Annotated in this window: 20 protein-coding genes and 1 pseudogene; 14 read left to right on the top strand and 7 right to left on the bottom strand. The window is 61.1% G+C overall.

The genetic code is table 11. The features are described from left to right. Nucleotides 1–515 precede the first annotated feature (515 nt). On the bottom strand, nucleotides 516–3,881 hold the full coding sequence (locus AC56QX_RS20900; RefSeq protein WP_497110321.1) for a TM0106 family RecB-like putative nuclease: 3,366 nt from the start codon (nucleotides 3,879–3,881) through the stop codon (nucleotides 516–518). Between the two features lie 132 nt (nucleotides 3,882–4,013). Here AC56QX_RS20900 and AC56QX_RS20895 point away from each other — a divergent pair, with 132 nt between their 5' ends. The 3 genes from AC56QX_RS20895 (at nucleotide 4,014) to AC56QX_RS20885 (ending at nucleotide 8,158) form a co-directional block, all read left to right on the top strand. Then, entirely contained in the window at nucleotides 4,014–4,565 is a 552-nt protein-coding gene (locus AC56QX_RS20895) for a HEPN domain-containing protein (RefSeq protein ID WP_497110320.1), read from the top strand. Between the two features lie 155 nt (nucleotides 4,566–4,720). After that, nucleotides 4,721–7,504, top strand: coding sequence for a UvrD-helicase domain-containing protein (locus tag AC56QX_RS20890; RefSeq protein WP_497110319.1), 2,784 nt, complete (start codon nucleotides 4,721–4,723; stop codon nucleotides 7,502–7,504). 198 nt (nucleotides 7,505–7,702) lie between these two features. Further along, the gene (locus AC56QX_RS20885; protein ID WP_497110317.1) at nucleotides 7,703–8,158 is read left to right on the top strand and encodes a Ros/MucR family transcriptional regulator; all 456 of its coding nucleotides are present in this window, start codon (nucleotides 7,703–7,705) and stop codon (nucleotides 8,156–8,158) included. Nucleotides 8,159–8,304: 146 nt separating this feature from the next. Here the strand turns inward: AC56QX_RS20885 and AC56QX_RS20880 are convergent, their stop codons facing one another. The 5 genes from AC56QX_RS20880 to AC56QX_RS20860 all read right to left on the bottom strand — a co-directional run bounded on the left by AC56QX_RS20880 (nucleotide 8,305) and on the right by AC56QX_RS20860 (nucleotide 11,932). Next, complete coding sequence (locus AC56QX_RS20880) at nucleotides 8,305–8,877, bottom strand: nitroreductase family protein (protein WP_497110315.1); 573 nt, start codon at nucleotides 8,875–8,877, stop codon at nucleotides 8,305–8,307. A gap of 112 nt (nucleotides 8,878–8,989) precedes the next feature. Continuing rightward, complete coding sequence (locus AC56QX_RS20875) at nucleotides 8,990–9,583, bottom strand: 7-cyano-7-deazaguanine synthase (protein WP_497110314.1); 594 nt, start codon at nucleotides 9,581–9,583, stop codon at nucleotides 8,990–8,992. Beyond that, nucleotides 9,580–10,788 carry a nucleoside 2-deoxyribosyltransferase gene (locus tag AC56QX_RS20870; protein WP_497110313.1) on the bottom strand — a complete coding sequence of 403 codons (1,209 nt, stop codon included), beginning with the start codon at nucleotides 10,786–10,788 and terminating at the stop codon, nucleotides 9,580–9,582. Before AC56QX_RS20870 ends, AC56QX_RS20875 begins: the two co-directional genes overlap by 4 nt. Beyond that, nucleotides 10,785–11,129: a hypothetical protein gene (locus AC56QX_RS20865; RefSeq protein ID WP_497110312.1), complete on the bottom strand. Its 345-nt coding sequence runs from the start codon at nucleotides 11,127–11,129 to the stop codon at nucleotides 10,785–10,787. Before AC56QX_RS20865 ends, AC56QX_RS20870 begins: the two co-directional genes overlap by 4 nt. Beyond that, nucleotides 11,072–11,932 carry an 8-oxoguanine DNA glycosylase gene (locus AC56QX_RS20860; protein WP_497110311.1) on the bottom strand — a complete coding sequence of 287 codons (861 nt, stop codon included), beginning with the start codon at nucleotides 11,930–11,932 and terminating at the stop codon, nucleotides 11,072–11,074. The genes AC56QX_RS20865 and AC56QX_RS20860 overlap by 58 nt, the downstream gene beginning before the upstream one ends. 1,091 nt (nucleotides 11,933–13,023) lie before the next feature. On the opposite strand from AC56QX_RS20860, the gene AC56QX_RS20855 reads away from it, so the two are divergent. The 3 genes and pseudogenes from AC56QX_RS20855 (at nucleotide 13,024) to AC56QX_RS20845 (ending at nucleotide 14,644) form a co-directional block, all read left to right on the top strand. Beyond that, nucleotides 13,024–13,254: a helix-turn-helix domain-containing protein gene (locus AC56QX_RS20855; protein WP_497110310.1), complete on the top strand. Its 231-nt coding sequence runs from the start codon at nucleotides 13,024–13,026 to the stop codon at nucleotides 13,252–13,254. 104 nt (nucleotides 13,255–13,358) lie between these two features. Then, nucleotides 13,359–13,523 (top strand): annotated as a pseudogene (locus AC56QX_RS20850) (JAB domain-containing protein); the annotation flags it as partial. Nucleotides 13,524–13,825: 302 nt separating this feature from the next. Beyond that, the gene (locus tag AC56QX_RS20845) at nucleotides 13,826–14,644 is read left to right on the top strand and encodes a hypothetical protein (protein WP_497117832.1); all 819 of its coding nucleotides are present in this window, start codon (nucleotides 13,826–13,828) and stop codon (nucleotides 14,642–14,644) included. A 213-nt stretch (nucleotides 14,645–14,857) separates the two neighbouring features. Here the strand turns inward: AC56QX_RS20845 and AC56QX_RS20840 are convergent, their stop codons facing one another. Continuing rightward, entirely contained in the window at nucleotides 14,858–15,949 is a 1,092-nt protein-coding gene (locus AC56QX_RS20840) for a hypothetical protein (RefSeq protein WP_497110309.1), read from the bottom strand. Between the two features lie 77 nt (nucleotides 15,950–16,026). On the opposite strand from AC56QX_RS20840, the gene AC56QX_RS20835 reads away from it, so the two are divergent. From AC56QX_RS20835 to AC56QX_RS20800, 8 genes are all read left to right on the top strand, one after another. Further along, nucleotides 16,027–16,344: a hypothetical protein gene (locus AC56QX_RS20835; RefSeq protein ID WP_497110308.1), complete on the top strand. Its 318-nt coding sequence runs from the start codon at nucleotides 16,027–16,029 to the stop codon at nucleotides 16,342–16,344. A gap of 159 nt (nucleotides 16,345–16,503) precedes the next feature. Next, the gene (locus AC56QX_RS20830; protein ID WP_497110307.1) at nucleotides 16,504–17,685 is read left to right on the top strand and encodes a carbohydrate kinase family protein; all 1,182 of its coding nucleotides are present in this window, start codon (nucleotides 16,504–16,506) and stop codon (nucleotides 17,683–17,685) included. Nucleotides 17,686–17,746: 61 nt separating this feature from the next. Further along, nucleotides 17,747–18,523 (top strand): glutamine amidotransferase, encoded by a 777-nt coding sequence (locus tag AC56QX_RS20825; protein ID WP_497110306.1) that lies wholly within the window; start codon nucleotides 17,747–17,749, stop codon nucleotides 18,521–18,523. Nucleotides 18,524–18,557: 34 nt separating this feature from the next. After that, nucleotides 18,558–19,328: an ATP-binding cassette domain-containing protein gene (locus AC56QX_RS20820; protein WP_497110304.1), complete on the top strand. Its 771-nt coding sequence runs from the start codon at nucleotides 18,558–18,560 to the stop codon at nucleotides 19,326–19,328. 34 nt (nucleotides 19,329–19,362) lie between these two features. Next, complete coding sequence (locus AC56QX_RS20815) at nucleotides 19,363–20,349, top strand: autoinducer 2 ABC transporter substrate-binding protein (RefSeq protein WP_497110303.1); 987 nt, start codon at nucleotides 19,363–19,365, stop codon at nucleotides 20,347–20,349. A gap of 46 nt (nucleotides 20,350–20,395) precedes the next feature. After that, complete coding sequence (locus tag AC56QX_RS20810; RefSeq protein ID WP_497110302.1) at nucleotides 20,396–21,343, top strand: ABC transporter permease; 948 nt, start codon at nucleotides 20,396–20,398, stop codon at nucleotides 21,341–21,343. Continuing rightward, nucleotides 21,340–22,299 carry an ABC transporter permease gene (locus tag AC56QX_RS20805; protein ID WP_497110301.1) on the top strand — a complete coding sequence of 320 codons (960 nt, stop codon included), beginning with the start codon at nucleotides 21,340–21,342 and terminating at the stop codon, nucleotides 22,297–22,299. The genes AC56QX_RS20810 and AC56QX_RS20805 overlap by 4 nt, the downstream gene beginning before the upstream one ends. After that, a complete protein-coding gene (locus AC56QX_RS20800; RefSeq protein ID WP_497110299.1) occupies nucleotides 22,299–23,615 on the top strand; it encodes a M20 family metallopeptidase in 1,317 nt (438 codons plus the stop codon). The genes AC56QX_RS20805 and AC56QX_RS20800 overlap by 1 nt, the downstream gene beginning before the upstream one ends. Nucleotide 23,616: the final 1 nt, after the last annotated feature.

Below are 23,616 nucleotides of genomic sequence, written 5' to 3'. Positions count from 1 at the left end.
TCGGCCCGAGTTCGTTTGCTGCTCGCCGAGGCGTTTGCCAGGAATGGCGACTTATCCAGTGCGCGAGCAGAACTGGTAGCGGCAAGCCTTTCCGCCGACCGGACAGTCTGCTGTCGGCCCTGAGCGGACATCGCATTTCCTTGCCAACCCTATCTTCCCAACCGGTACCGCCACTGGTTTTGGTCATTCTGGTGGACAGCCATGACGTTGGCCAGGCAAACGGCGCAAACGAGCGCAACGCAAGCAAGGACGGGCATGGCACTATGGGCGTAAGGCGGAAACGGGACATTGTACTTGGACGCTACGGCCCAGCGTTCCGGCTCCAAAACTCACAACCTGAACGTCGCAGGTTCAAATACCGCTCCAGGTCATGCAACCTGAATGGCGCCCGATCTTACCCAAGCGCTCCGACGAGTACGACAGCAGTACAACTTCGAGGAACTGATACCCATTAAGTCGTTGAATATACTTTGCTTTTCGCGACGTCTGTCCAATCCATCATCTTTACAAGGAACTTATGGATCGACCACATCGGCCATTTCCAGGTAGCGGCAGAAGCCGTTGGCGAGATGCATCTGGCGCGGCGTCCGACATTCCGGCTCGAACACGTCCGGATTGGCCACGAGAATGCACAGTGCCTTGGCGCGGGAGGTGGCCACGTTGAGGCGGTTCGCGCTGTAGAGGAACTCCATGCCACGCGGGGCGTCGGCATGACTGGAGGTCGTGATGGAATAGATCACGATGGGCGCCTCCTGCCCCTGGAACTTGTCAACCGTCCCTACCCTCGCACCGGGGAGGCGCGCCTGGATTTCAAAGACCTGCGCGTTGTAGGGCGCGATAACCAGAATGTCTTCCAGGGTGAGCGACGCCTCGTTGCCCTCGCGATCGCGCCAACCTGCACCTGAAGCAAGGATCCCCAGCACAATACTACGGATACGGTCAGCCTCCTCCGGGCTGGAGTTCTGGTTGCCGCTGTGCCGCACCCCGACATAGCGCAGGCCGCTCCCGCCAAGCGGGCCGTCCATCAGGATGGCCTGGTTCTCGAGACCGGGACGGGGAAGGAGTCGGCTTTCGTAGAACAGCTCGGAGGTGAAACGGCAAATGGCGGGGTGGAGGCGCCAGGTCTGGTCGAGGAACAGGCCCTCGTCCTCGGCGATGGTCTGCCGTCCGCCGAGAAGGTGGTCGAGGGCCGAGACCTCCGTACCCTCGGGGTGCGAGCCCTGCATCGGCTGCTCAAGCTGCTGCGGATCGCCAAGCAGGACAAGGCTGGCTGCGGCTGGCGATATGGCAAGCACGTTGGCGAGTGACATCTGCGCGGCCTCATCCACGAACAGCACGTCGACGAGGCCAACCGCATCGGGCCGGGCCCACAGGAACCCCGTGCCGCCGAGGACGTGGTAGCCGCTTGCAAAGGCGCCGAGGGCCTCAGGGTTCTTCGTGGTGGAGGTGAGGTGTGGGACATTGTCTTCCGCATCCGTGACCTTGTGCAGGCACTGCAGGTCGAAGTCTTCCTTCGCTGCTTCCTCGGCGGCCTTCGCGAGCAGGTTGCGAATGACCTTGTGGCTGTTGGCGGTCACCCCGACGCGAAGGCCGGCCCTGACCAGCGCAAGGATCGCGTAGGCGCCGGTATGGGTCTTGCCCGCGCCAGGCGGTCCCTGGATGGCGAGCACGCCCTGCAAGGCCGGGACGAGGCGGCAGGCCGCATCGACCGCGCTCTCGCCCGGCTGGCGCAGCGCCGCGCCACCGGCATCGGGCGGCCGCCGCAGCAGCAGATCGCGCGCCGCCTTGTAGGCACCGGGACCGCCGATGCCATGATCGGCCACGTACTCGCCGATCTGCACCAAGGACTCGGCCAGGACAGCTGTGTCGATGTAGGTATGGGCGAAGATCGCTTCGGGGTGAAGACCGGCAGTGTCGCCTCGCTTCTTGATGTCGATGAAGCGATGTTCCAGGTCGACGCCCTCGACCTTGCCGAACCGCTCGCCGCCGACGCTGCGCAAATCCTCGCCACCGCGAAACTCCGCGTCCTGCGGGGGAAATCGATAGCGGTGGATGGGGGCCTTGGCGGTTCCTCCCACGATATCCACGAACTCGAGGCCGGCGATGCCTGCCCGCTCGTCCTCCAGCTCGTCCGCGGACAGCGCCGCCAGCCGGAAATATTCCCACCAGGTCGCCTTCTCTTCCCGGCGATGCCAGTCGAGCACGTTCGCCAGCACGTAGAGCGCCTGCTGCTCGGCGCTGCGCTCCGCGGAGTCCACCGGAATGCCATCGGTCAATTTGGCCACGACTGCATCGATCCGCGCCTGCCAGGCTGTAATATCCGGGGGAGCGTCCTCTCCAGGCGGAGCCGGTCGGGGGATCTCCACGCCTGAGGCGACCGCGCCAGTCCGCAGGCCCTCCAGCCAGTCCCGAAGCCGCTCCGTCGAGACACAATCATCTTGGTTATAGCCCGCCACGACGGCCCGATCATCCGGATTGATGCCGCCTGCATCCCCGAGCTCCAGGCGGGCCTGGACCCTACTCAAGGCATAGTTGGCATCGGGCAGCGATACCGCGCGTACGAATTCGTAGAGCGGCTCCAGCTTCTTGATGGAATAGCTCTCGACGCTGGCGCGGATGGCGTGGCGGACCACCGCGTAGAGATCGACCAGGACCTGCCCGCGCAGCAGAGTGTCGATCTCTTCCTCGCGCGTGGCGTAGCGCCCCATCAGGCGTTTGAGCGCGCCCACCTCATAGGCCGCGTAGTGATAAATGTGCATGCCGGGATGGTGCGCTCGCCGCTCGATCACGAAATCGACGAAGCGCTCAAAGGCTGCCTTTTCATCGGCCTGGGTGAGACACCAGTCGGCGACGTAGGTGAGCGCGCCCTCCGCGTCCTTGAAGGCATAGCCGAAGAGATATTCGAGGCCGCCTTCGCCGACGAAGGGGTCGCCTTCGAGATCGAAGAAAATGTCGCCGTCGTCCGGCACCGGCAGGCGGCACAGACCAAAGCCCAGTTCTATCGGCAGCGCTTCATGGAGCACCTGCCCGGCCGCGCGCCCCGCGACCTGGATCCGGGCCTGCTCGCGGATGCGATTGTAGGACGATGCGGCGCCGCGCTCCGGCTTCCACGACAGCGGAAGGGGGAGCTCGGCCAGCGCAGTCATGGTGGCGACGTCGTGGCCGGCGAGCTCGCCGCGCTGCACGGCCGTGATCCCGGCCACAAGGGAGAGGTGATCGTCCTGGTGGCGCTGGTCGTCGCATCGGCCCCGCCAGCGGCAGATGTCGCATTGAGCGACCGGCTCCGGATAGGTCCCGCCGTTTCCGTTCAAGGACGTGGCGAAGCGTTCCCGGACATTGCGGTAGTAGGCGGCATAGTCGCTGATCCGAAAGACCTCCGGCTCGAAACCGGTGAGCGGCGCGACAACGTAGGCGTATTCTGGCACGAGGCCCTGCACCTGCCCGACGAGGTCAGAATAGAGGCAGAGCTGCAGCACCGTCCCGCCCTTGGTTTCGCGGGCGAGCTTGGTGTCGACGACTTCGTAGGACCAGGCGCCGAGATCGCTTGGCGTTTCGACACGCCGGAGTATGTCGGCCCGACCAGTGAAGGGCAGCGACCGCAGCGCGGCCTGTACGATTATCTGCGCGCCCGCACGCATCTTTTCCATTGTGGCGGCCACAAAGCCGTCATCGATCCCGTTACCTGCGATGACCGCGACATCAAGGCCGGACGCACGCAGATGATCGACGTAGGCCGCCTCATGCGCGGCACCTCGCTGCTGCAGAATCTCAAGTAGAGGGTCCCAAATCTTCGGCTTCTCAAGCGCGCCCTCTGCCACCTTAAGGTCAAGTCTCGTCAGATGGCCGCAATTCAAATAGCCGACCAGGTCGGAGGCGCTCAACTGTAGCTTGGAGCCGACTTTTAGCATAAACAAAGTCTACACAGATTAGTGACAGTCCGGCAATGCGAGTGTGCCGAACAACATTTTCCCCCTTTACGAAATCTTCCCCTTAGTGTCTTTACATTGCGCTAGATGACGGTCGAAGAACACAAATATCCTGGTGAGCTTGCATCCCCACAGCAGGTTCACGCCCTGGCGGAAGAATACCGCAGAGCAGCAAGCCATCTCCTTCAACTCGGCCGAGCCGGCAAGCCGCTTTCCCGAGCGCCGTTCAGAATGGCGGCAATCCATGCGATCGAACTCTATCTGACCGCGCTTTTGCTCCACTTTGGGCTCAATCCCAATCAGATCCGTAAGATGCAGCACGACCTGTCGGCGCGGACGGAACACGCTTTGGAGGCGGGACTGCGCGTTCGCGGCAAAACCGCCAAGCATCTTCAGTCCCTGAGCCAGAACCGAGAATATCTCGTCACCCGTTACGGCCCGGAACTCGCAGCAACGGCCTCGCAGTTAAACCGTCTCACCGCTACCCTCGAAGAGGTGGCGACAAAGGTCACTGTATTGATCACGCTGCCACCGAGAAGGCCGAAGCCACACTCGGCTACCGACGAGCTTGAGGGCCAGCTGCCAGCAACCCCCTTGCAAAAACCGAAACCGAAAGACACGACAAGTGCGCGCCAATAGCAGGGACCACGCTGCAGCGGCAAATGGCGCACACCACCGCTTGGACACGCCAGTGTGCAATTCAACGTGGCCTTCCACGGTGATTTGGAACATCTCAATCTCTCTGTGATAGTTCGGGCGTCGGGATCTCTTTACCGAGCGTATCGAATGTGGCCTTGACCAAATTGCTATCTGGCCGCTCGCGCACCTACCGCCCTGGCTTCTTTGCGCGGTTGTTTCCGGCGGGAAAATGGAAGCTGACCCTAGACCCGAAGCTATCGGGACATTTCCGGCTAGCTCAGGATAGCGAAGTCGAGTTTAGCTGCCTTGACGTCGTATCGATTTCGACCAGCAAGGCTCTCTTGTGGCATACAGTCGAGATACGCGCTCGTGGCAGAACAGACACGCTGTCGGCGCTATCGGGAGACGCGGCCGCACAACTGGCCGCAGACCTTCACGCCTTCATCAACACTCATCTCTTTGGTCTGATCGACAACGAGAGAGAGCACTTGCTTGATGTCGACGACCGACTTCGGAGGATTACCGAAGGCAATGGACAGTATCTTGCCCAGGCCGATCTCGGCAGAGCCATTGCCAGCGTTCCTGGCGCCGCGGCAGCTGCCCTCTCTCACCCGCTTCTCGACCCAAACTTGATGCCTGCGGGGCTCAATGCATCCCTCCCGGCCTCCTTTGCCATGATAACCGACCCAAGCGTTCGGCTCGCCTACAATGAAGCGTTCGTCAGGTCGGAGTTGCTAAAGTTCCAGACATTCTTCGACGATCTCGACAGGCGTTCGTTTTCCGACCAGCAGCGCGAGGCCTGCATCCGCCTCGAGGACAATAACCTGCTCGTCGCCTCGGCAGGGTCCGGCAAATCCGCCACGATGGTCGGCAAGGTCGCCTACGTTCTGGAGAAGCAGCTCTATCGGCCTGACGAAATCCTGCTTCTGGCCTTCAACAAGAGCGCAGCCGATGAACTCAAGACGAGGATCGCAAGCCAGCTACAGGTCGCCGAAAACGCGTTGGAGTGCCGCGTCACCACGTTTCATGCGCTTGGGCGCGGAATCATCGAGGCGGTCGAAGGTCGGCCGCCCCAGCTTGCCAACTGGGTGGATCATCCTGGTGGGGAAACGAAGGTCATTGAGGCAATCATCCAGAGCCTCGTCGAGAGTGATCCAGAATTCGCCCGACTGTGGAGCGATCTTCTCGTCGTGCACCCCAAGGCCGACATCCCGGTTGAGGTTTTTGACGCCCAGGCCGACTACCGCCGCTATGTTTCGGATAGCCTCAGGAAGGGGAAGGCCACTATCGGCTCCCTGCCAGGCGTGATCGTAAAGTCGCTGCAGGAGCAGAAGATCGCCAACTGGCTTTGGCTGCATTCCGTCAGCTTCGAATATGAACGGCAGATCGCGGTAGAGGAAGATGACGGCGCGGTCCGCCATCTGCATCCCGATTTCTATTATCCGCAGACCGATACGGTGCATGAGCATTTCGCGCTCAACGCCGACGGAACGTCGCCCTTTGCGGACTATGCCCAGCACGCCGAGAAGAAACGGCAGGCATATCGCCGCAAGGAGATCGATTTCTTCGAGACGACTTCAGCCCAGGCCAGTAACGAGACGCTGCTTAATACGCTTGAATCAGAACTGGCGCAGCGCTCCATGCCTTTCGAGCGCAAGAGCTACGCCGAAATCACCAAGGCGCTCGACCCTGTGGTGATCAAGCACTACCACCAGCTGATATCCACCTGCCTGAAGCATATACGCGCCAGCCATCTCACCCTCGACATGCTGCTCGAGCGTGCCAAGAGCCTGCACGACAAGGAGCGTGCGAAGCTATACGCCCGCGTGGTTTGGATGATCGCGGGGGAATATTCCCGAAAGCTTGAGGAAACCAGACGGATCGACTTCGATTCGATGATCGCGGATGCGGTTCGGCTAGTCGAGACCGGCCGATATCGAAGCCCCTATGCCCTGATCCTCGTGGACGAGTTTCAGGACATTTCCGAGCCGCGCGCCAATCTCATCAAGGCCCTTAAACAACAGAAAGCGTTCAGCAAGGTGTTCGCGGTCGGAGACGACTGGCAGTCGATCTATCGTTTTGCCGGATCGGACATCTCCATCTTCACCCAGTTCGAAGCGAATTTCGGCATCAGCTGGCAGGGGCGCCTCGAGCAGACTTATCGCTGCAACCAGCTCATTGCCGAAACGGCCGCAAAGTTCGTCCAGCGCAATCCCGATCAGATCAAGAAGTCGGTCCGCTCGACACGACCGGCTATCTCGCGGTCGATCCGTGTTATTCCCATCGATGGTGACCGCGGCAAGCTGGACTTCGCGGTGGCTTGTCAGCGCCTGCTCGAACGGCTTGACACCGCTCTGGGCGGCATCGCCACACTGTGGCGCAACGAAGCACGCGACAAGCTCAAGGTTCTTGTGCTGTGGCGCTATAACACCCTGGATCCCTTCGAAGGAAAACCACCTTCCTTTGCCAATATCGAAGTATCTGGGCTGTCGTTTCACCGGGCCAAAGGGCTCGAGGCCGACTACACAGTGCTGCTCGATGTGAGCGAGGGCAACTATGGCGTACCAAGCCGCATCGAGGACGATGAGCTGCTCAATCTAGTCATCCCCCGCCCCGAGACCTTCGCCTACGCGGAAGAGCGACGCCTTTTCTACGTGGCGCTGACGCGTGCCAGCCGAGGCGTCTACATGATCACCAATCGCCGTCAGCCATCTCGCTATATCCGTGAGCTTTGCGAGATCGCCAGCGACGAAGTTCGCTTCGAGACGATCGAGGGCACCGCCTTAAGCCAGTGCCCAGCTTGCCTCGTCGGCCAATTGGTTGAGCGGCGCAATAAGAACGGAGCCGCATTTCGTGGATGTAATCAGTTCCCGGACTGCAAACACGGTGAACCGGTGGCTGCCGACCGCGGGAATCGGTCCCGTCCCCGGCACTCTTAGTAGGCGGCAGGCTTCCTAGTACTGCTACGCTAGAACTGTGCTGCTTCCTGCCGATGGGCGGTTGGATTCGCTTTCGCTACCTCCAGTCATGAACGAAGAACTCGAGAGGCTTGGTGGTATTCATCTCGGCATTGCTCGAAATTGCGATATACGACAGATATGTGAAGCGAGCTTTGACCCCATACCAGGAGCGACTACTTGAGCGATCAAAACGAAGCCCAAACGGCCAATCTGGTCGGGCTGACGGCAGACATTGTCTCTGCCTATGTCAGCCAAAATCCATTGCCCGTCGCTGGGTTGCCAGACCTCATCGCGTCGATCCATTGGTCGCTGTCAGGCCTTGGCCAGCCGAGTGAGGCCCCGCAACCGAAACAGGAGCCGGCCATCAATCCGAAAAGGTCGGTAACGCCGGACTATATCATCTGCCTGGAAGACGGGAAGAAATTCAAATCGCTGAAACGGCATCTCGCGGTGCACTACGGGCTCACTCCGGATGAATACCGCGAGAAGTGGGGATTGAAGCCGGATTACCCGATGGTTGCGCCGAATTACGCGGCTCAAAGATCGACGCTTGCGAAGGCGGCAGGGCTCGGACGCAAACCGCAGCTAACCCCGGCCAAAAAGGCTCCTGTCAAACGCAAGCCTAGGGCTTAGTGAAGGCAGGCTGTGGGAGCGTCCAACCTCGGGCGGTTCGTCAGGCGCGGGTAGCCAATCGAGACCACCTTCGTGGGCGCATGCCACCTTCTGGGCATCGATCCCGGTTCGGGGTACTAGCGGCAGCCGCTTACTCATTGTCACAGCTATGGTGTAGGGCGCTCAGATTCTTCAGGCGCAGCTCCGATCTGGATCGCCCCAACTCCTCTGAACCGGTCGGCAGGAAATCCAAGACTCGATACGAGATCATTCCCCAGAAAGCCGAGGGGACAGGCGGTCATGCCCTTCCAGGTGGCGCAAAGTGCAAGCGTCGCCATGACCGCTCCCGCATCCCGGAACATGAGGCTCTCCGCGTCAGCATAGGCAGCCGAAAGCTTTGCCCAATCTGCGATGAGACGGAGCGTACAACCGGCGACGGGCCTGACGACAGCTTTGACCGCTTCTCGATTGGCTCTGACGACGAATTCTGCCTCGACGTTGAGTTCGAGCAGGCGATGCCCGAACGGATCGTAGAGGCGAGGCCGTGAGCCATCGTCGGACAAGCAAACAACGCGCACACAACCCAGCCCGCCTGCACTAGGCGTGGCCGACCACTGGATGGGCAGGCCGGCGCGACCGGCCGGTTGATAGCCTCGGACACCGGCGGCAAACCATAGGAGATCAGCGATTTGCAGCCACGTGACGCGACCGCCGAGACTTGACCGGCGTGCTTCCAGCACCTCAGCGAATGGCACGTCCGATTTGGCGGTCGGTCGGGCGAAGTCGTGAACCGCGACAACGGCCGGTTCAAATGGGGACCAGTCGCACGTCGATCGCCGCGGTTGCGGCTCGTTAATGTGGGGCCCAGCCAAGCGCTTTCCACGTCGCATAGTGTTTGCGACACCCGCGACACTGCCCGCACGCCACATTGCTTGTGTGGCAAGAGTGCGCCCAGCCGAGGATGTCTTGGGAGATTCCGGACGCCTCGACCAGTTCAACCGCGGTCAAGCCAATGGCCGGGGCACCGACGGTTAGCCCGCCCTCTTGCGTCGCCATCAGATCGGAAATCCCTGTCACAAACTCGCTTCGTCCGTCGGCATGCACCCTGTCCGTGCTGAGCGTACCAATCATCAAGCGCTTGGCGCCTAATCTTAGGGCGACAGCCCCCGCAATCGTTAGGATCAACTGATTTCGGAACGGCCACCATTCCGGCACCGGCGCAATGTCTAGACCCGGCGACCCGGCCATGTCTCCCGACCCCAGCGCCGAACAATCGGCACGCACCATTTCGAAGCGAAGGTCGATAGCCTCGCAGACCGCACGCCCGGCCGCCTCTTCGGCCTCCGCTGGCTTCTGACCATAGTCCACGAAGATCGCGACATCCGGGCGCTTCCACCACGCGATACAAGTTGAGTCCATGCCCCCAGACAGCAGAAGTGCGTTCATCGGACGGGCAATCTCCCTATGACCCGGTAAAGGGCGGAGGCGAAGTCATCGATGATTTCGCAACCGCTTCCCTCAATCATCTTCAAATCCTCACCCTTGATATTTTGCGCGAGGACCACCACAGGAATTCCCAGTTTCACAGCGTAGCCGATCTCGAAAATAGTGCCGGTGTCGAGACCGTTGGCGATCGCCAACACCGCATCACAGGCCTCGAGACCCGCAATATCTTCGGGCGCGACGATGTTGGCGGGTCCGGGACCAACCTCATGCACCGGCGAGAACACTTTCGCGCCGAGGGACAGCAACAGTCCGCGAGCTTCCTCGATCAGCCATCGCTGAGCAATGTCGAAGAAGGGGCCGGCCAAATAGATCAAGCCCTCGCCACCCCGCACAGGATCATTCGGCATAGCGCGCAGTGCTTCAAGCGCGGGGGTAGGTAGCGCCCGTGTTTCGCAGTAGGCGGCAGTTGCTCTGGACGCGAGGTCGGCTGCTTCAAGCGCGTCAATGGCCAGGCCGCCCCACAAAGCTGCAAAAACCGCCGAAAACACGTCGCCCGAACCAAGCTTCCAGACCCTCTCAGTTCGATAAAACGGTACTTGGTTCAATTTGCCCGGCGTCGCGACAAGCGCGCCCCTGCCGCCCATTTTGACAATCACGACCTGCGCCTCACCTGCGTCTAACAAAGCCGCCGCGGCAGCCACGGGGTCGCTCAGACCCGTCATTGATTGCGCCTCCATCCGATTCATCACAACCGCAAGGCGATCAGCCCGCGAGCCGTTGGCCGAGAACCGGGGAGCACCAAACGCAGATTGCGGGTCGTAGATTGCCGTTTGCGCATCGACCACGGCATCGCCTTCCAGCATGCCGTAGCGCAAAACGATGTCCCCGGAGACATGTATGGACGCATGGCGAGTCATGCGCGCTGGAGCGGGTCGAATGATCGGCGTCGATAGAGGATGCAAATAGTCAAAACTGACTGCATGATCGGCGGGTGTCGGCACCAGAAGAGCGCCGCAGTCTGCCGCAAGATAGGCCGTTTCGTCCTTCACTGCGCCTGCCACGTAGGCATGCAGTTGCACCGGTTCGTTGACGAGCGAAGTGACACAATGAGCGGCCCTGCCCGCCGACCCATAGACCGCGTTCCAAAGCGGTTGGATACAGCGTTCCTGGTAGATCCCTCCAACGATAATGAAGCGCGCTGTCACTTTGGCTCTACGCTCACCTCGTAGACCCCGCCCGTAATGTTGATAATCGTCGCCTCGTAGGTAACGCCGCGATTCTGAATGCAGTCGATGACTTCCAGATAACCGATGAAAGTCAGGGATCCGGCCAAGGCACCCGAGCTGTCAAAGACTGCGAGGATGGGAGTTGCACCCGACATCTGGATATCGACTTTGAGAATGGCGCCGACAACCAACTTCGAAAGAACAACTGCCTTAGGGCTGTTGATCGGACCGCGTCGCTTCTTTTGACACGGGTCTGAGCCCCCTACCGGCGCGCCACCGCTGCCAGGCCCATCGTCGCGGCTGTCGTTTGATCCAGACATGGCCGATTCCCCCTTTGTTCTATTTCGTCAAGCTGCGCGAATCGGCGCGCGCGGTCAACGAGTTGTTGCAATAGAACCCTACTCAGACTCCGCATCGTCGACCACATCACCGCATCCATCGCCGAAGCGGGTGACTGCGTCGCTTCGCAGAATGCCAGGAAACGGCGCTCTAGGTCGCTGTAACGCCGAGCGGGTTGAGCCCTCTCCGGGAAAACACCGATCGCCGAACAGGCGCGGACGATATGAACATCAAGGATCGCTACATGATCACTGGCGCGGCGATTGCGCACGATCCACGACGCCGTCTTGGGGCCGATTCCAGGCATGCCGCACAGCACATCGCGCAGATCGACATCGCCAAGGTTCTCAGTCTCGACCTCGGCTAGTCGGTCGAGCGTTCCCGCGAGATAGTGCGCCCGCTGGGCAGCAAAGCGATATCTGACCGATCGGCCGCGTACCAACAGCGGCTGGCGAAGCAGACGCTCCAATTCGATCCGCGAAGGTTTTAGACTGCCAGAATTGCGCAGTGCGTCGCATACCCGCCTGGAGGCCGCTAGACCGACTTCGGCCGGCGCGCCGTGACCGCCAAGAAGGCAATAGATGACCTCCTCAATCAAGGTCCGGCCCAACCGATAGTGCTCGTCGCGTGTGGGCTTCGCCATCCAAGCTTGACTAGCCCAGAAGGCGGGCGTCAGCGGTTCGTTGAAGTGGCCCCAGCGCAACCCAGGCCAAACTGCTGCGCCCGCATCCGGGAGGCTGAGACGTTCGAAGCGTCCCCCGATCTCTGCGATGACCTGTTGCACTAGCGCAATCCTTATGCAATGCATCAACTTTATGCATTGCATCGAAGGTCAGGTCAATGGCTGGAAGCCAACTGATTGCCAACGTTCTGCGACAGATGGCGCAGCTCAATACTACACAGTCCGAGCTCGCAGTGGCTTGTGATTTGTCTCAACCACATATCAGTAAGGTATTGTCTAGGCGCGTGATATTGGCACCAAAGACGGAACGCAAGCTATCAGCTTGGCTTGAAGCCACAAGCGCTGGATCTGCTGTTAGCCCGAGCGACATTGTTGGCTCTTTGGCCGCTCGGCTGGAACAATTGCGCCCTCGCAAACGTATGCAAATTATGGAATTGTTGAGGGCTGTGGAACGCCTGATTGAGACCTGACCGCGCTTTGCGGTGGTTCCCACGACGCCGGACTTCAAAGGCGAACCACCAGCCTTTTTCTGCACCGCCCCACCTATTCCTGCGACAGCGCTTGTCGGCATTGTGTGCCGTACCGAGTCTTCTCGTATCGTGCATCAAGCCACTTTGGGAACGGCCGCGCACCATGGACCACTTTTACAAGCAAGCCTTCGTTGCACCTGCGAGTAGCGTCACAGCGAGGAACGCCAATCCTGGTCAGGTCTTTCGTTTGCGTGCTCAAGCGCGAGGGCGACCGGACGTTCTCTCCATGTCGGCTTCGGTCCGCCGGCAGCGGAAGAGCGGCAAATTGACAAGGTCAGTTATGTGCCCCCAATGCGGCCCCCGCATGGGTGTTCGCACACTTATTCTTAATGGTGGGTCGTTTGGCGCCGGCAGGATATTCGAACCTTTGACCTCTGCCTTCGAAGGGCCCCCGCTGGTTGCATCCCCTGCCCCGGGCGGATCCGACTTATGGTCGCGCCTTCCCTCCGGCCTTTTTCTAGCCGGCAGCCCGAGATGGTCCTACCGTGGTCAGAACCCGCTTTCAGTCTTGAGTGAAATCCCCTTAGAGGTGCGTGACGCGCCGGTATCGACAGATGTTCTCAATGAAGATCGCCTTGTCGACCCCAAGCGCAGGGAGGTCGTCTCCGTCTTCACTATTGGCGGACCCGATCATCCCGACTGAGACTTGGTTTGAGGTGCAAGATGATGGAACCACTGTATCTGACGCCGGAGGAAGTGACCGAACGTTTTCGCGGCGCAATCTCGACCGGGACATTGGCCAACTGGCGAGCATTGCGCGTCGGGCCAGCTTTCGTGAAGATTGGAAAGTCGATTGTCTATCCCGTGGCCGACCTCAACGAATGGGCAAGTCAGCAAACCGTTAGGTGCCGTGCGACAAATCGACTCAACGGGAAGGAACATGAGCAAGCGTGAACCCGGTCGAATAAAGTTCACATACGCACCCCAGAACCCGCCCTCAGTAACGTCCGTCTCGTATTTTTATCATGTAATATCAATTAGATACTGAGTTGCGACGGGTGATCCACAACCATCCATCGGGCGACCCGACGCCGTCGCGCGCCGATATCGAGATGACGAAAGAGATCATCGACGCGGCCAAGCGGCTGGGCATTTCCGTGCACGACCACATCATCATCGGCCGCAAAGGCCATTCCAGCATGAAGGGTTTGTTGCTTATCTAGGCAGCGACCCGCATGCCGTCGAAGTCGTCTTCGCCGGGACGAAACCAGGCGCTCCCGCGTGGCCCTTGCCGTGCCGCGGATTGGCAACTAGGACCATAGTCCGGTCTACATGGGACTTCAGTACCGCAGCAGCTTCATGGCAATAATTTTTGTGAAATAACAAAAGCTTATGGCGGCCTCTGGTTTCCACATCGCGTATTGAGACCGCATTTGTCTAAAGTTTACTCTGTACCGTTAGCAATTCCTCATACGACGCTTCCTTAGCTGTCGGGCGGATGGCGATTCCCCGAGGAGATTTACCCATGACAAACCGAAAAACTCTGTTCGCGGCGCTTGCCGCATTTGCGCTTCTGGCGTCCCCGGCGCTCGCCGGAGCCGGCGGCAACGGGCACGGGGGCGGCGGTGGCAATGGCGGCGGTAACAGCGGCGGCAACGGCGGCGGCAACGGCGGCGGTAATGGCAACGGCGGCGGCAATGGCAACGGCAATGCTGGCGCCTCGCATGGCAAAAGCGACGCTTCGCATGGTAAATCTGCGTCGGCTCCGGGACAGGTGGCCAAGGCTGAGCCGGACACAACAACCGAGACCACGGTCGACACAACTGAGGTCTCGTCTGTACCCAAGGAAAAGAACATCCACGCCAAGCTTGGTCGGCTGAACTCGCTACAGCGCAACATCAACGCCTACATGAACTCGAAGAGCAAGAAGTTCGCTGCCGTCCAGGCATTTGTGACGCAGTCGGCGAAAGCCAAGGTCGCCCAGGCTGCGGCAGACGAGGCAGCCGCCGCAGCGGCGGCCGCCCAAACCCAGTTGGATGCCCTGAATGCGCAGCTCACCGCGCTGCAGGCGGATGCGACCGCTACGCCTGAACAGATCCAGGCTGTGCAAGACCAGATCACTACTCAGCAGGCTGTTGTCGACGCCGATAACGCAGCGGCCGACGAGGCGGCGGCAGCGGCTACCGCGGCCACCGCAGGCACCGATCCGGCATCACTCGACGCAGCGCTGGCGGACATGGCCAACAAGCCGGTCGATCCCGAGGTCACGGCCTGGGCGCAGGGCGTCCTTGCCGGCAAGATCGACCAGATGGCTACCAAGATCGAAGCGGAGACGACGCCTTAAGCGTCGACTAAACGGCAGCAGCCGATCGAAGAAAAGCCGCCGGGCACCACCCGACGGCTTTGCTATTTCTTGACCATCGAAGAAAGCCGGCCTGTTGCGATCTCCAGCGCTTTCGGCCCTGCCCGGCACGAAATGGAGATCGGCGCGCACGACATCATCGTCGGCCGGAAAGCCATTCCAGCATGAAGGGGCTGTTGCTGATCTAGCCTCGTATCACTTCAGCCCGACCAGCCGCCTCAGGCGTCGACGCAAGCTCATCGCAATTACTTGGCGACGAAGGCGGTCAATTTCAGCGTCGAGTCTGGCCCGCTCTTCGGCATGCGCCGCTAAGGCAGCGCTCAGCTCTTCCTGACTGACCCTGGCCCGATCGAGCGCTGCACCTGCGGCGAGCTTTTCCTCGTTGATCCCGGCCTTCTGGATTGCTGCATCCGCGGCCAGCTTTTCCTGGTTGATCCTGGCGCGCTCGAGCGCCGCATCTGCGGCTAGCTTTTCATCTCGAACGCTGCGGAGCTCGCGGCGTAACGCAATATTGTCTACCTCCACAGCGCTCGGGTATCGGATTTGCGGTTGGGGGATCACTGTATCCGCTGCCGATAGCCCTTTTTGTGTTGCAACCTCGTCGCCGATCCTGACCTTGGCAAGCGAAGCAACGCTGGCATGTGCCTCCCGAGCGGTTTGCGCAGATACGTCTATGGGCAGGATGGGTTTCAGCGTGAGGTAGAGATATTCCCAGTCTTCAACCATCCGTGGGAAGACTGGAAAAACCATAGGGATTTGGGCCTCGGCGGCACGATGAACCAACCTGTGGAAGCTGACCGCCAGCAGCCTGGCCTGATCGAGCGGATTGAGTGAAAAAACGAGCCCGCCGGGGGTCACCCCGGCTACCTCCCAGGTTCGATCCAGCTTCTCCGCGACCCACGGCTGGGTCTGATGGATCGATCGATACTCCGCCACGGCGCGGCTGGTAGCGGCCTCGACAAGATCCCGAATAGGAACCACCAGCGCATCGATCGCAAATCGGTTGCTGCCCAGAATCTCCTCAATATATTCCCCGGCCCACGGTGACTTGAGGACATAGGGCAGATCCTGGTCCGGCTGGACCAGAAGCATTTGTTCCAAACCGGCATTGGCGGAAGAAGACCAGCCAGCTCCCTCTTCACCGTAACGACCGAAGCTGGTGTCCAGACCAAGGGCAGTCAGATACTTGACGAGAAAGCTTGTCCCAGCCCGGCCTGTTCCAGCAATCAGGAGATGACGGCGCGGCGACGCTGGTTCAGCACCTGAACCGGTAGAGGTCTCGGTCATCACGAAATTCCGATCTCACGTCTGTTGTGAATCGCCAGACCGTTTTCCGGCGTCATTTTATCGACACTGGACCCGTCATGGGCCGACGCCAGACGGCAAACCTTCATCAGGAGTGTCATGAGAAGCCGATCCGTTGGAAACAAGAAACTCTACGGCAATTGCAGCAACTGGAATTTGCTACGTACCAACCGGATTTGAATGTGGCAACGCCCTCAAACTTCAGTCTCGGGCGTCGAAACCAAACAAGGCGCCTTGCCCGCAAAAACGCGCCGCGTCTCGGTTTCTGTCAGCCGCTCGCGGCCGACGAAATGGCAGCTGCGCCGAGCACCGATCAGGCCGGCCGGCCAAACAAAGTGCAGAAAATGCGAATGCACAATCTTTTTGCCGAAAATTGAAAATCGTTCAAATTTGGTAACGCGAATTCGGGTTTCGGCCACATCATGGTTTTGGTTTCCAAATCCAGACCAACGCTACCAACTTTTTGGAAGATCATTCCATTGAGGCGTCGCATCTTCGCTGCTACCGTTTGAAACGCTTCAATTGGAACCAGGCAATTGCAACGCAAGCGCCCTACCATAGCGGATGTCGCACGAACCGCCGGTGTCTCCATCGGCACGGTATCGAACTTCATCAATGGCACTGCCGGCCTCAGGGACGACACGCGCGACCGCATCGAGAAGGCGGTTGCCGCGCTGATGTACCGGCCGAGTTCATTCGCCCGTTCGCTGCCCGGCCGCGCGCCGCGCAGGCCCAAAAACCTCGATCACCTGCCAAGGCTGCTGGTCGCCGGCCGCGTCAGCGTAGACTTCCTGTGCCGCGTCGACGTGTTGCCGCATCGCGACGACCGCATCACCGCCAGCCACATCGAAAAGGCGCTGGGCGGACCGGCGGCCAATCTCGCGGTTGCCGCGGCCGGCGTCGGAGCGCCCTACGCCCTTGACGTGGAACTGGCGACGGCGGTCGGCAGGGACGCAGAGAGCGACTGGGCGCTGGGCGAGCTCGCCAAACTGGGTGTCCACGCCCTCCCCATCCGCAGCACGCCCAACAACCGACTTTCGCAGGCGATCGTCATCATCGAGCGAAATGGCAGCCGCACCATCATCAGCGAACCATTCGAACTGGGTGAGGTCGACCTGACCGCCAATCTGGACATCCAGCCCGAGCAGCGCCCGGCCTGCCTTCATATCGAGGGCTTTCACTATGAGACGATGATCGCCTCGATAGAGCGCTTTCATCAGGCCGGTTGGAAGGTGAGCCTGCATTCGGCCGGCCTGCCCAAAAGCGCGCGCACGCCGGAAGCTTTCACGCAGATGGTCAGGCAGATCGACCTGACCTTCATCAACGACGTGATGATGCGGGAAATTTTCGGCTTTCGCACCGGCATGGCGAGCATGATCGAAGAGGTGCGGCTGATGCTGTCGCGCATCAAGCCGCGCGGGTCGGTCGTGCTCACCCTTGGCGAGTTTGGCGCGGTCGTCTTCCCGGCTGGCGGCGGCCCACAGATCGAGGTGCCGGCGCTGCCGGTCAACCGCGTCGACGCCACCGGCGCCGGCGACAGCTTTGCCGGCATCTTCCTCAGCCTGTGGCTGCATGGCGCGTCGCTGGATGCCGCCGCCCGCTATGCCGCCATCGGCGCGAGCCTGACGACCACCGTCGAAGGCGCGCAGGGCTACATTGCGGATTTTGCGACCCTGAAGGCCACCGCCTTGGCAAACGACACTGTGATGGCCAGTTAAATCAAAGACTTATCGATTTCCAGACATCGGCCCATCGGGCGAAAATCAGGAGAATATGATCATGGCGAAAGCAAAAGTCCTTCTGGTCGGCGAGAGCTGGATGAGTTCGGCGACCCACTACAAGGGCTTCGATCAGTTCGGCAGCGTCACCTTCCATCTCGGCGCAACGCCGCTCGTCAACGCCTTGAAGGACAGCGAATTCGATCTCGAATACATGCCGGCCCATGAGGCTGTCGAAAAGCTGCCTTTCTCCATGGAGGGCCTGTCGCAATACAAGGCGATCATCCTGTCCGATATCGGCGCGAACTCGCTCCTGCTGCATCCCGATGTCTGGCTGCACGGCAAGACGGTGCCCAACCGGCTCAAGTTGCTGCGCGACTGGACGCTGGCCGGCGGCGGCCTGATCATGATCGGCGGCTACTTCTCCTTCCAGGGCATCGACGGCAAGGCGCGCTGGCATCGCACCGCGGTCGAGGATGCGTTGCCGGTAACCTGCCTTCCCAATGACGACCGGCTTGAGATCCCTGAGGGCTTTCGGCCCGAGATCACCGGGCCCAGGGATCATCCGCTCTTTGCCGGCATAGACGGGGAATGGCCCATTCTTCTCGGCGCCAACGAAGTCGTTGCCCGCGACCGGGACGATGTCGAGGTTCTGGCACGGCTGCCGCAGGACCAGGGCGGTCACCCGCTGCTGGTCACCGGACGCCATGGCGAGGGTCGCACCCTGGTCTGGACGTCGGATATCGGCCCGCACTGGCTGCCCAACAGTTTCGTCGAATGGCCCGGCTATACCAGCCTGTGGACCAACGTGCTGCGCTGGGTGAGCAAGACCGTTTAGCCACTTAGCCCGATCGACCGCCGGGGAGCCCGTCATGACAGAACCCTTTCTTGTCGCCAGGAACATCGCCAAGCGCTTCGGCGCGCTGACGGCGCTTTCAAACGTTGACCTGGAAATCCGCTCCGGCGAGGTGCTGGCGCTGCTTGGCGACAATGGCGCGGGCAAATCGACCTTCATCAAGATCCTGGCCGGCGCCCATGCGCCGAGTGAGGGAGAACTCATTATCGAGGGCAATCCGGTCTCCTTTCATTCGCCCAAGGATGCGGCGGCGTCGGGGATCGCGACGATCTTCCAGGAACTGGCGCTTTCGGAGAACCTGTCGATTGCCGAAAACGTCTTTCTCGGCCGCGAATTGAAACGCTCCATTTTGGGCATTCCGTTTCTGAAGCGCCAGGAAATGCGCCAGCGCGTCGACGGCTTGCTGAAGGAGCTCGATGCCCATATTTCCGATCCGGAAGCGCCCGTTGGCAGCCTTTCCGGCGGCCAACGTCAAGCCGTCGCCATCTGCCGGGCGCTCAATCTGAATGCCAAGCTGGTCATCATGGACGAGCCGACGGCGGCGCTTGCCGTCGCCGAGACCCGCAAGGTCCTGGCGCTGACGCGGCGGCTTGCCGCGCGTGGCTGCGCCGTCGTCCTCATCAGCCACAACATTTCCGAAGTCTTCGAGGTTGCTGACCGCATCGTCGTGTTCCGGCGCGGCCGCAAGGTGGCCGAACGGCTGGCGACCGAAACCAATCACGAGGAAGTCGTTTCGCTCATAACAGGCGCTCATCCCGACGTGCGGGCGCTCGAAAAAACAAACTGAAACGCACGTCATTTCCAGAGAGGATCAAACCACAATGCTTTCACAGTTCAAGAAAGTGCTCGCAGCCTCCGCATTGTCACTCGTCATTGCCACGGCAGCGCACGCCGCCGACAAACACAAGGTCGCCTTCGTCCCTCAGCTGATCGGCATCCCCTATTTCAACGCCATGGAAGCCGGTGGCAATCGCGCCGCCAAGGATCTCGGCGTCGATTTCATCTATTCCGGCCCCGTCGACACCAATCCGGTCGACCAGCTGCAGATTGTCCAGAACCTGATCGACCAGGGCGTCGAGGCGGTCTCGGTCAGCGTGCTTGATGCCTCCAGCATCGCCCCCGTGGTCGAGAGCGCCAAGGCGAAGGGCATCAAACTGTTCACCAGCGACAGCGATGCCCCTGACAGCGGCCGCGCTGTCTATGTGGCGCAAGCGACCGACGAAGGCCTCGGCACGACGATCGTCGACGAACTCGTCAAGCGTGTCGGCGAGGACGCGACGATCGGCATCGTCTCCGGCGAGGCGACAGCGTCCAATCTCAACGCCTGGATCGGCTTCATGCAGAAGGAAGCCACCGCCAAATACCCGAAGCTGAAGCTGCTCGCGCCGCAATTCGCCGGTGGCACCGCCGAGCGCGCCGCGCAAATATCAGGCGATCTCATGGCCGCCAATCCCGACATCAAGGCCATCATCGCCGTCGCGTCCTCCACCTGCCCCGGCGTTGCCCAGGCCATCGAAACCGCCGGCAAGATCGGCTCCGTCATCGGCGCCGGCTACTGCAGCCCGAACACGGCGCGCTCCTACCTGAAGAGCGGCGCTTTCGGCTTCACCGTGCTGTGGGATCCCGAGCAGCTCGGCTACCTCACGGTCTGGGCCGGCAAGCAGCTGATCGACGGCAAGGCCTTCGAGGCGGAGAACAAGATCGCCGGCCTGGAGAAGCCCGTCACCTACGATGCCGCCAAGGGCATTCTGCTGCTCGGGCCGCCGGCTGTCTTCACCAAGGACAATGTCGACAAGTTCAACTTCTGAGCCTGACATGAGCGCGGTGCGACAGTCTGCAAACGGTGTCTTCTCAATGAACGGACGAGAGTGGTCTCTGCTTGTCGCCTGTTTGCTGGCGATCGTCGTCTTTTCTGTCGCATCGCCCCACTACGCCACCTCAGGCAATGCGGCGACGGTCCTGCGCAACAGCGTCGAACTGCTGCTGATCGGCCTAGGCATGACCTTGCTCCTGGCCATGGGCGGCATCGATGTATCCATCGGCATCGTCATGGGGCTCGCGGCCATCGCTATCGGCCGCGTGCTCGGTGCCGATGGCAATCCGGCGCTGGCGATCATTGTCGGCCCGCTCGTCGGGGCCTTGCTGGGATGCGTGACGGCCACCATCGTCGTGCTGGGCCGCGTTCCGGCCATCGTCGGAACTCTGGGCCTGCTCGGCGTCTACCGCACCGCCGTCTTCGTCCTGCTCGGCGGGCAATGGCTTTCCGGCCTGCCCTCGAGCCTCACCAATGTTCTTGCAATGACCGTGCTCGGCGTCCCCATTCCTGCGCTGGTGATCGCCATTGCCTATCTCATCGTCTGGCTGGCGTTGCGGCGAACGCCCTATGGGCTGCATTTGCAGGCGATCGGCAATTCGGAGGAAAAGGCGCGGCTGTCCGGCATACCGGTCATCAAGACCCGCTTCACGACCTTCCTCATCAGCGGCTTTCTGACCGGCATTGCCGCCACTTTCTATGTCGCCACCTACCGCAATGTCGAAATGACGATCGGCAGCACGCTGGCGCTCGATGCCATTGCCGCGGTCATTCTCGGCGGCACCAGCATACTGGGCGGCAAATGCAGCCTGATCGGCACCGTTCTCGGAGTGCTTCTCCTGCGCATTCTCCAGAACGGATTGCTGCTGATCGGCGTCCCCTCGCTCTGGCAGCCCGTCGTCACCGGGGTTCTCATCATCGGCGTGCTTGGTTTCGAGGCCGTCTCCAACCAATTGCCGCTTGGCCTGATACAGCGGGCCCGCGCATGAAAGCGCTCCGCAACCTGCAGGGCCCAGCCCTCACCTTGGCTCTGCTCTGCGCGCTTTGGCTGATCGTGATTGTCGGCCTGCTGGCGCTCAGGCCTGCGGTCTTCAATCTCGGCACCGTCACCACCATCCTTCAGTTCTCGACGATCCTGGCGTTGGTCGGCCTCGGCCAGGCGCTGGTCATCCTGGCCGGCGGCGCCGGCATCGACCTGTCGGTCGGCGGTGCGGTCTCGCTCTCGGCCATCCTTGCCATGCTTTGCATCAAGCTGGGCTTGCCGCCTGTCCTGCTGCCGGCCGTCTGCATCCTGGCAGGCGCCCTGCTCGGTGCATTAAACGGATGGCTGGTCAACGGCCTCGCCCTTCTCCCCTTCATCGCGACGCTGGGCACATTCTTCGTCTATTCCGGCGCGGCACTCGCTGTCACCGGCGGCGCGGCACAGGCTGGCGTACCCTCATGGCTGCTTGTCTGGGGCCGTGGCGTCGTCATGGGCATTCCCATGCCATTTCTCACGCTTGCCATCCCGTGCTTCGTCCTGGCCGGCCTGGTGCTGATCTCGACGGCCTGGGGGCGCTGGATTTACGCAATGGGCTTCAATGAACGCTCGGCCAAACTGGTCGGCATTCCGGTCGATCGCGTGCGTTTCATTCTCTACTGCTTGAGCGGCGCGCTCGCCGGTGCCGCCGGTCTGGTTTCGCTGGCCTGGCTCGGCAGCGGCAGGCCCAATATCGGCCAGAACCTCGAACTCGAATCGCTGACCGCGGCCATGCTCGGAGGCATCGTCATCACAGGCGGGCGTGGTGGCGTCGGCGGCGTGTTCGCGGCCGTCCTGCTGCTGGTCACGCTGAAGACCGGCCTTCTGCAATTGAACATCAACACGGTTTGGCAGGTGGGGATTGTCGGCGCCCTTCTGGTGTTCGTCCTTCTCGCCGACCGACTTTCCCAACGTTGGAGATCATGATGCCGTCCAAAGAAGAGATCATCGCCGCGCGCGTCGAGGCAGCCGCCGACCGCATCGTAGCAACGCTGAGCGATCTCGTCGCCTTCCCCTCCATCGTGAAATCCAACCCCAAGGAGGCAGGACTCGGCGAACGTGATTGCCAGCTCTATCTGCAAAAACGCATCGAAACGCTCGGCTTCACGACCGATCTCTGGGATCCGGACGGGCCTGCGCTCTACGAAAAATACAAGGGACGCGCCGGCGCCAACAAGGGCAGGACCTTTGATGGCCGGCCCAATCTCGGCGGCGTCCTGAAGGGTACGGGCGGCGGGCGCTCGATCATGCTCACCGGCCATATCGACGTCGTCCCGCCAGGCGCTGCCAGCCATTGGACGACAGATCCGTTCCGGCCCGTCCTCAAGGATGGATTTCTGCACGGTCGCGGCACGGTCGACATGAAAGGCGGCGTCGCCTGCATGCTGATGGCCGTCGAGATCTTGAAAGAGCTCGACATTTCCCTGTCCGGCGACATTGTCTTCACCACCGTTGTCGACGAGGAGATCGGCGGCATGGGGTCCCTGGCCATGGTCGATCGCGGCTTTCACGCCGACGCCGGCATCATGACCGAGCCGACGGCAAACAAGATCGCACCGCTCTGCCACGGCATCCTGTGGGGCAGGATCATCATCGACGGCATAGGCGGCCATGCCGAGCTGACGCCGAATGCCTGGTATTCCAGCGGCCCAGTCGATGCCGTCCAGCTTTGCCGGCAAATCCTCGACGGCATCGACATTCTCAACCGGCGCTGGATGTTCGACCCCAGCAAGAACCATCCGCTGATGGACCTGCCCAACCAGATCATCGTCACCCAGATCAATGCCGGTGAACACCCCTCCTCAATGGCAGGACGTGGCGAAATCATCATCGACGCGCAATATCTGCCGAGCGAGCATGACGAGTTCAGGCTGGGCGGCAACGTCAAACGCGAGATCGAAGAGCACATCGCCAATGTCTGTCAGGCAGACCCCTATCTACGAAAGCACCCGGCCCGCATCGAATGGATTCTCGATGCCGACTGCGCCGAGATCCCGTCGGGCAATCCGTTCGTCGGCGTCTTTCAGCAGGCGGTCGAGGAAGCCAATCTGTCACCCGTTCTCAGTGGTTTCGGCGCGCACAGCGACATCGGCTTGCCGACCGGCCTCGGCAATACGCCGACCGTCAACTTCGGCCCGGGCGACCCGGCGCAGGCGCATCAGCCCAACGAACGCGTTTCGGTGCGCGATCTCGTCGATTGCACAAAGGCGATTGCGATTGCCGTCGAGAAATGGTGCCGCTAGC

The sequence above is a fragment of the Mesorhizobium sp. RCAM 06353 genome, assembly GCF_059683585.1.
The sequence above is the reverse complement of the archived record's forward strand: the minus strand, read 5'-3'. Positions and strand labels throughout refer to the sequence as shown.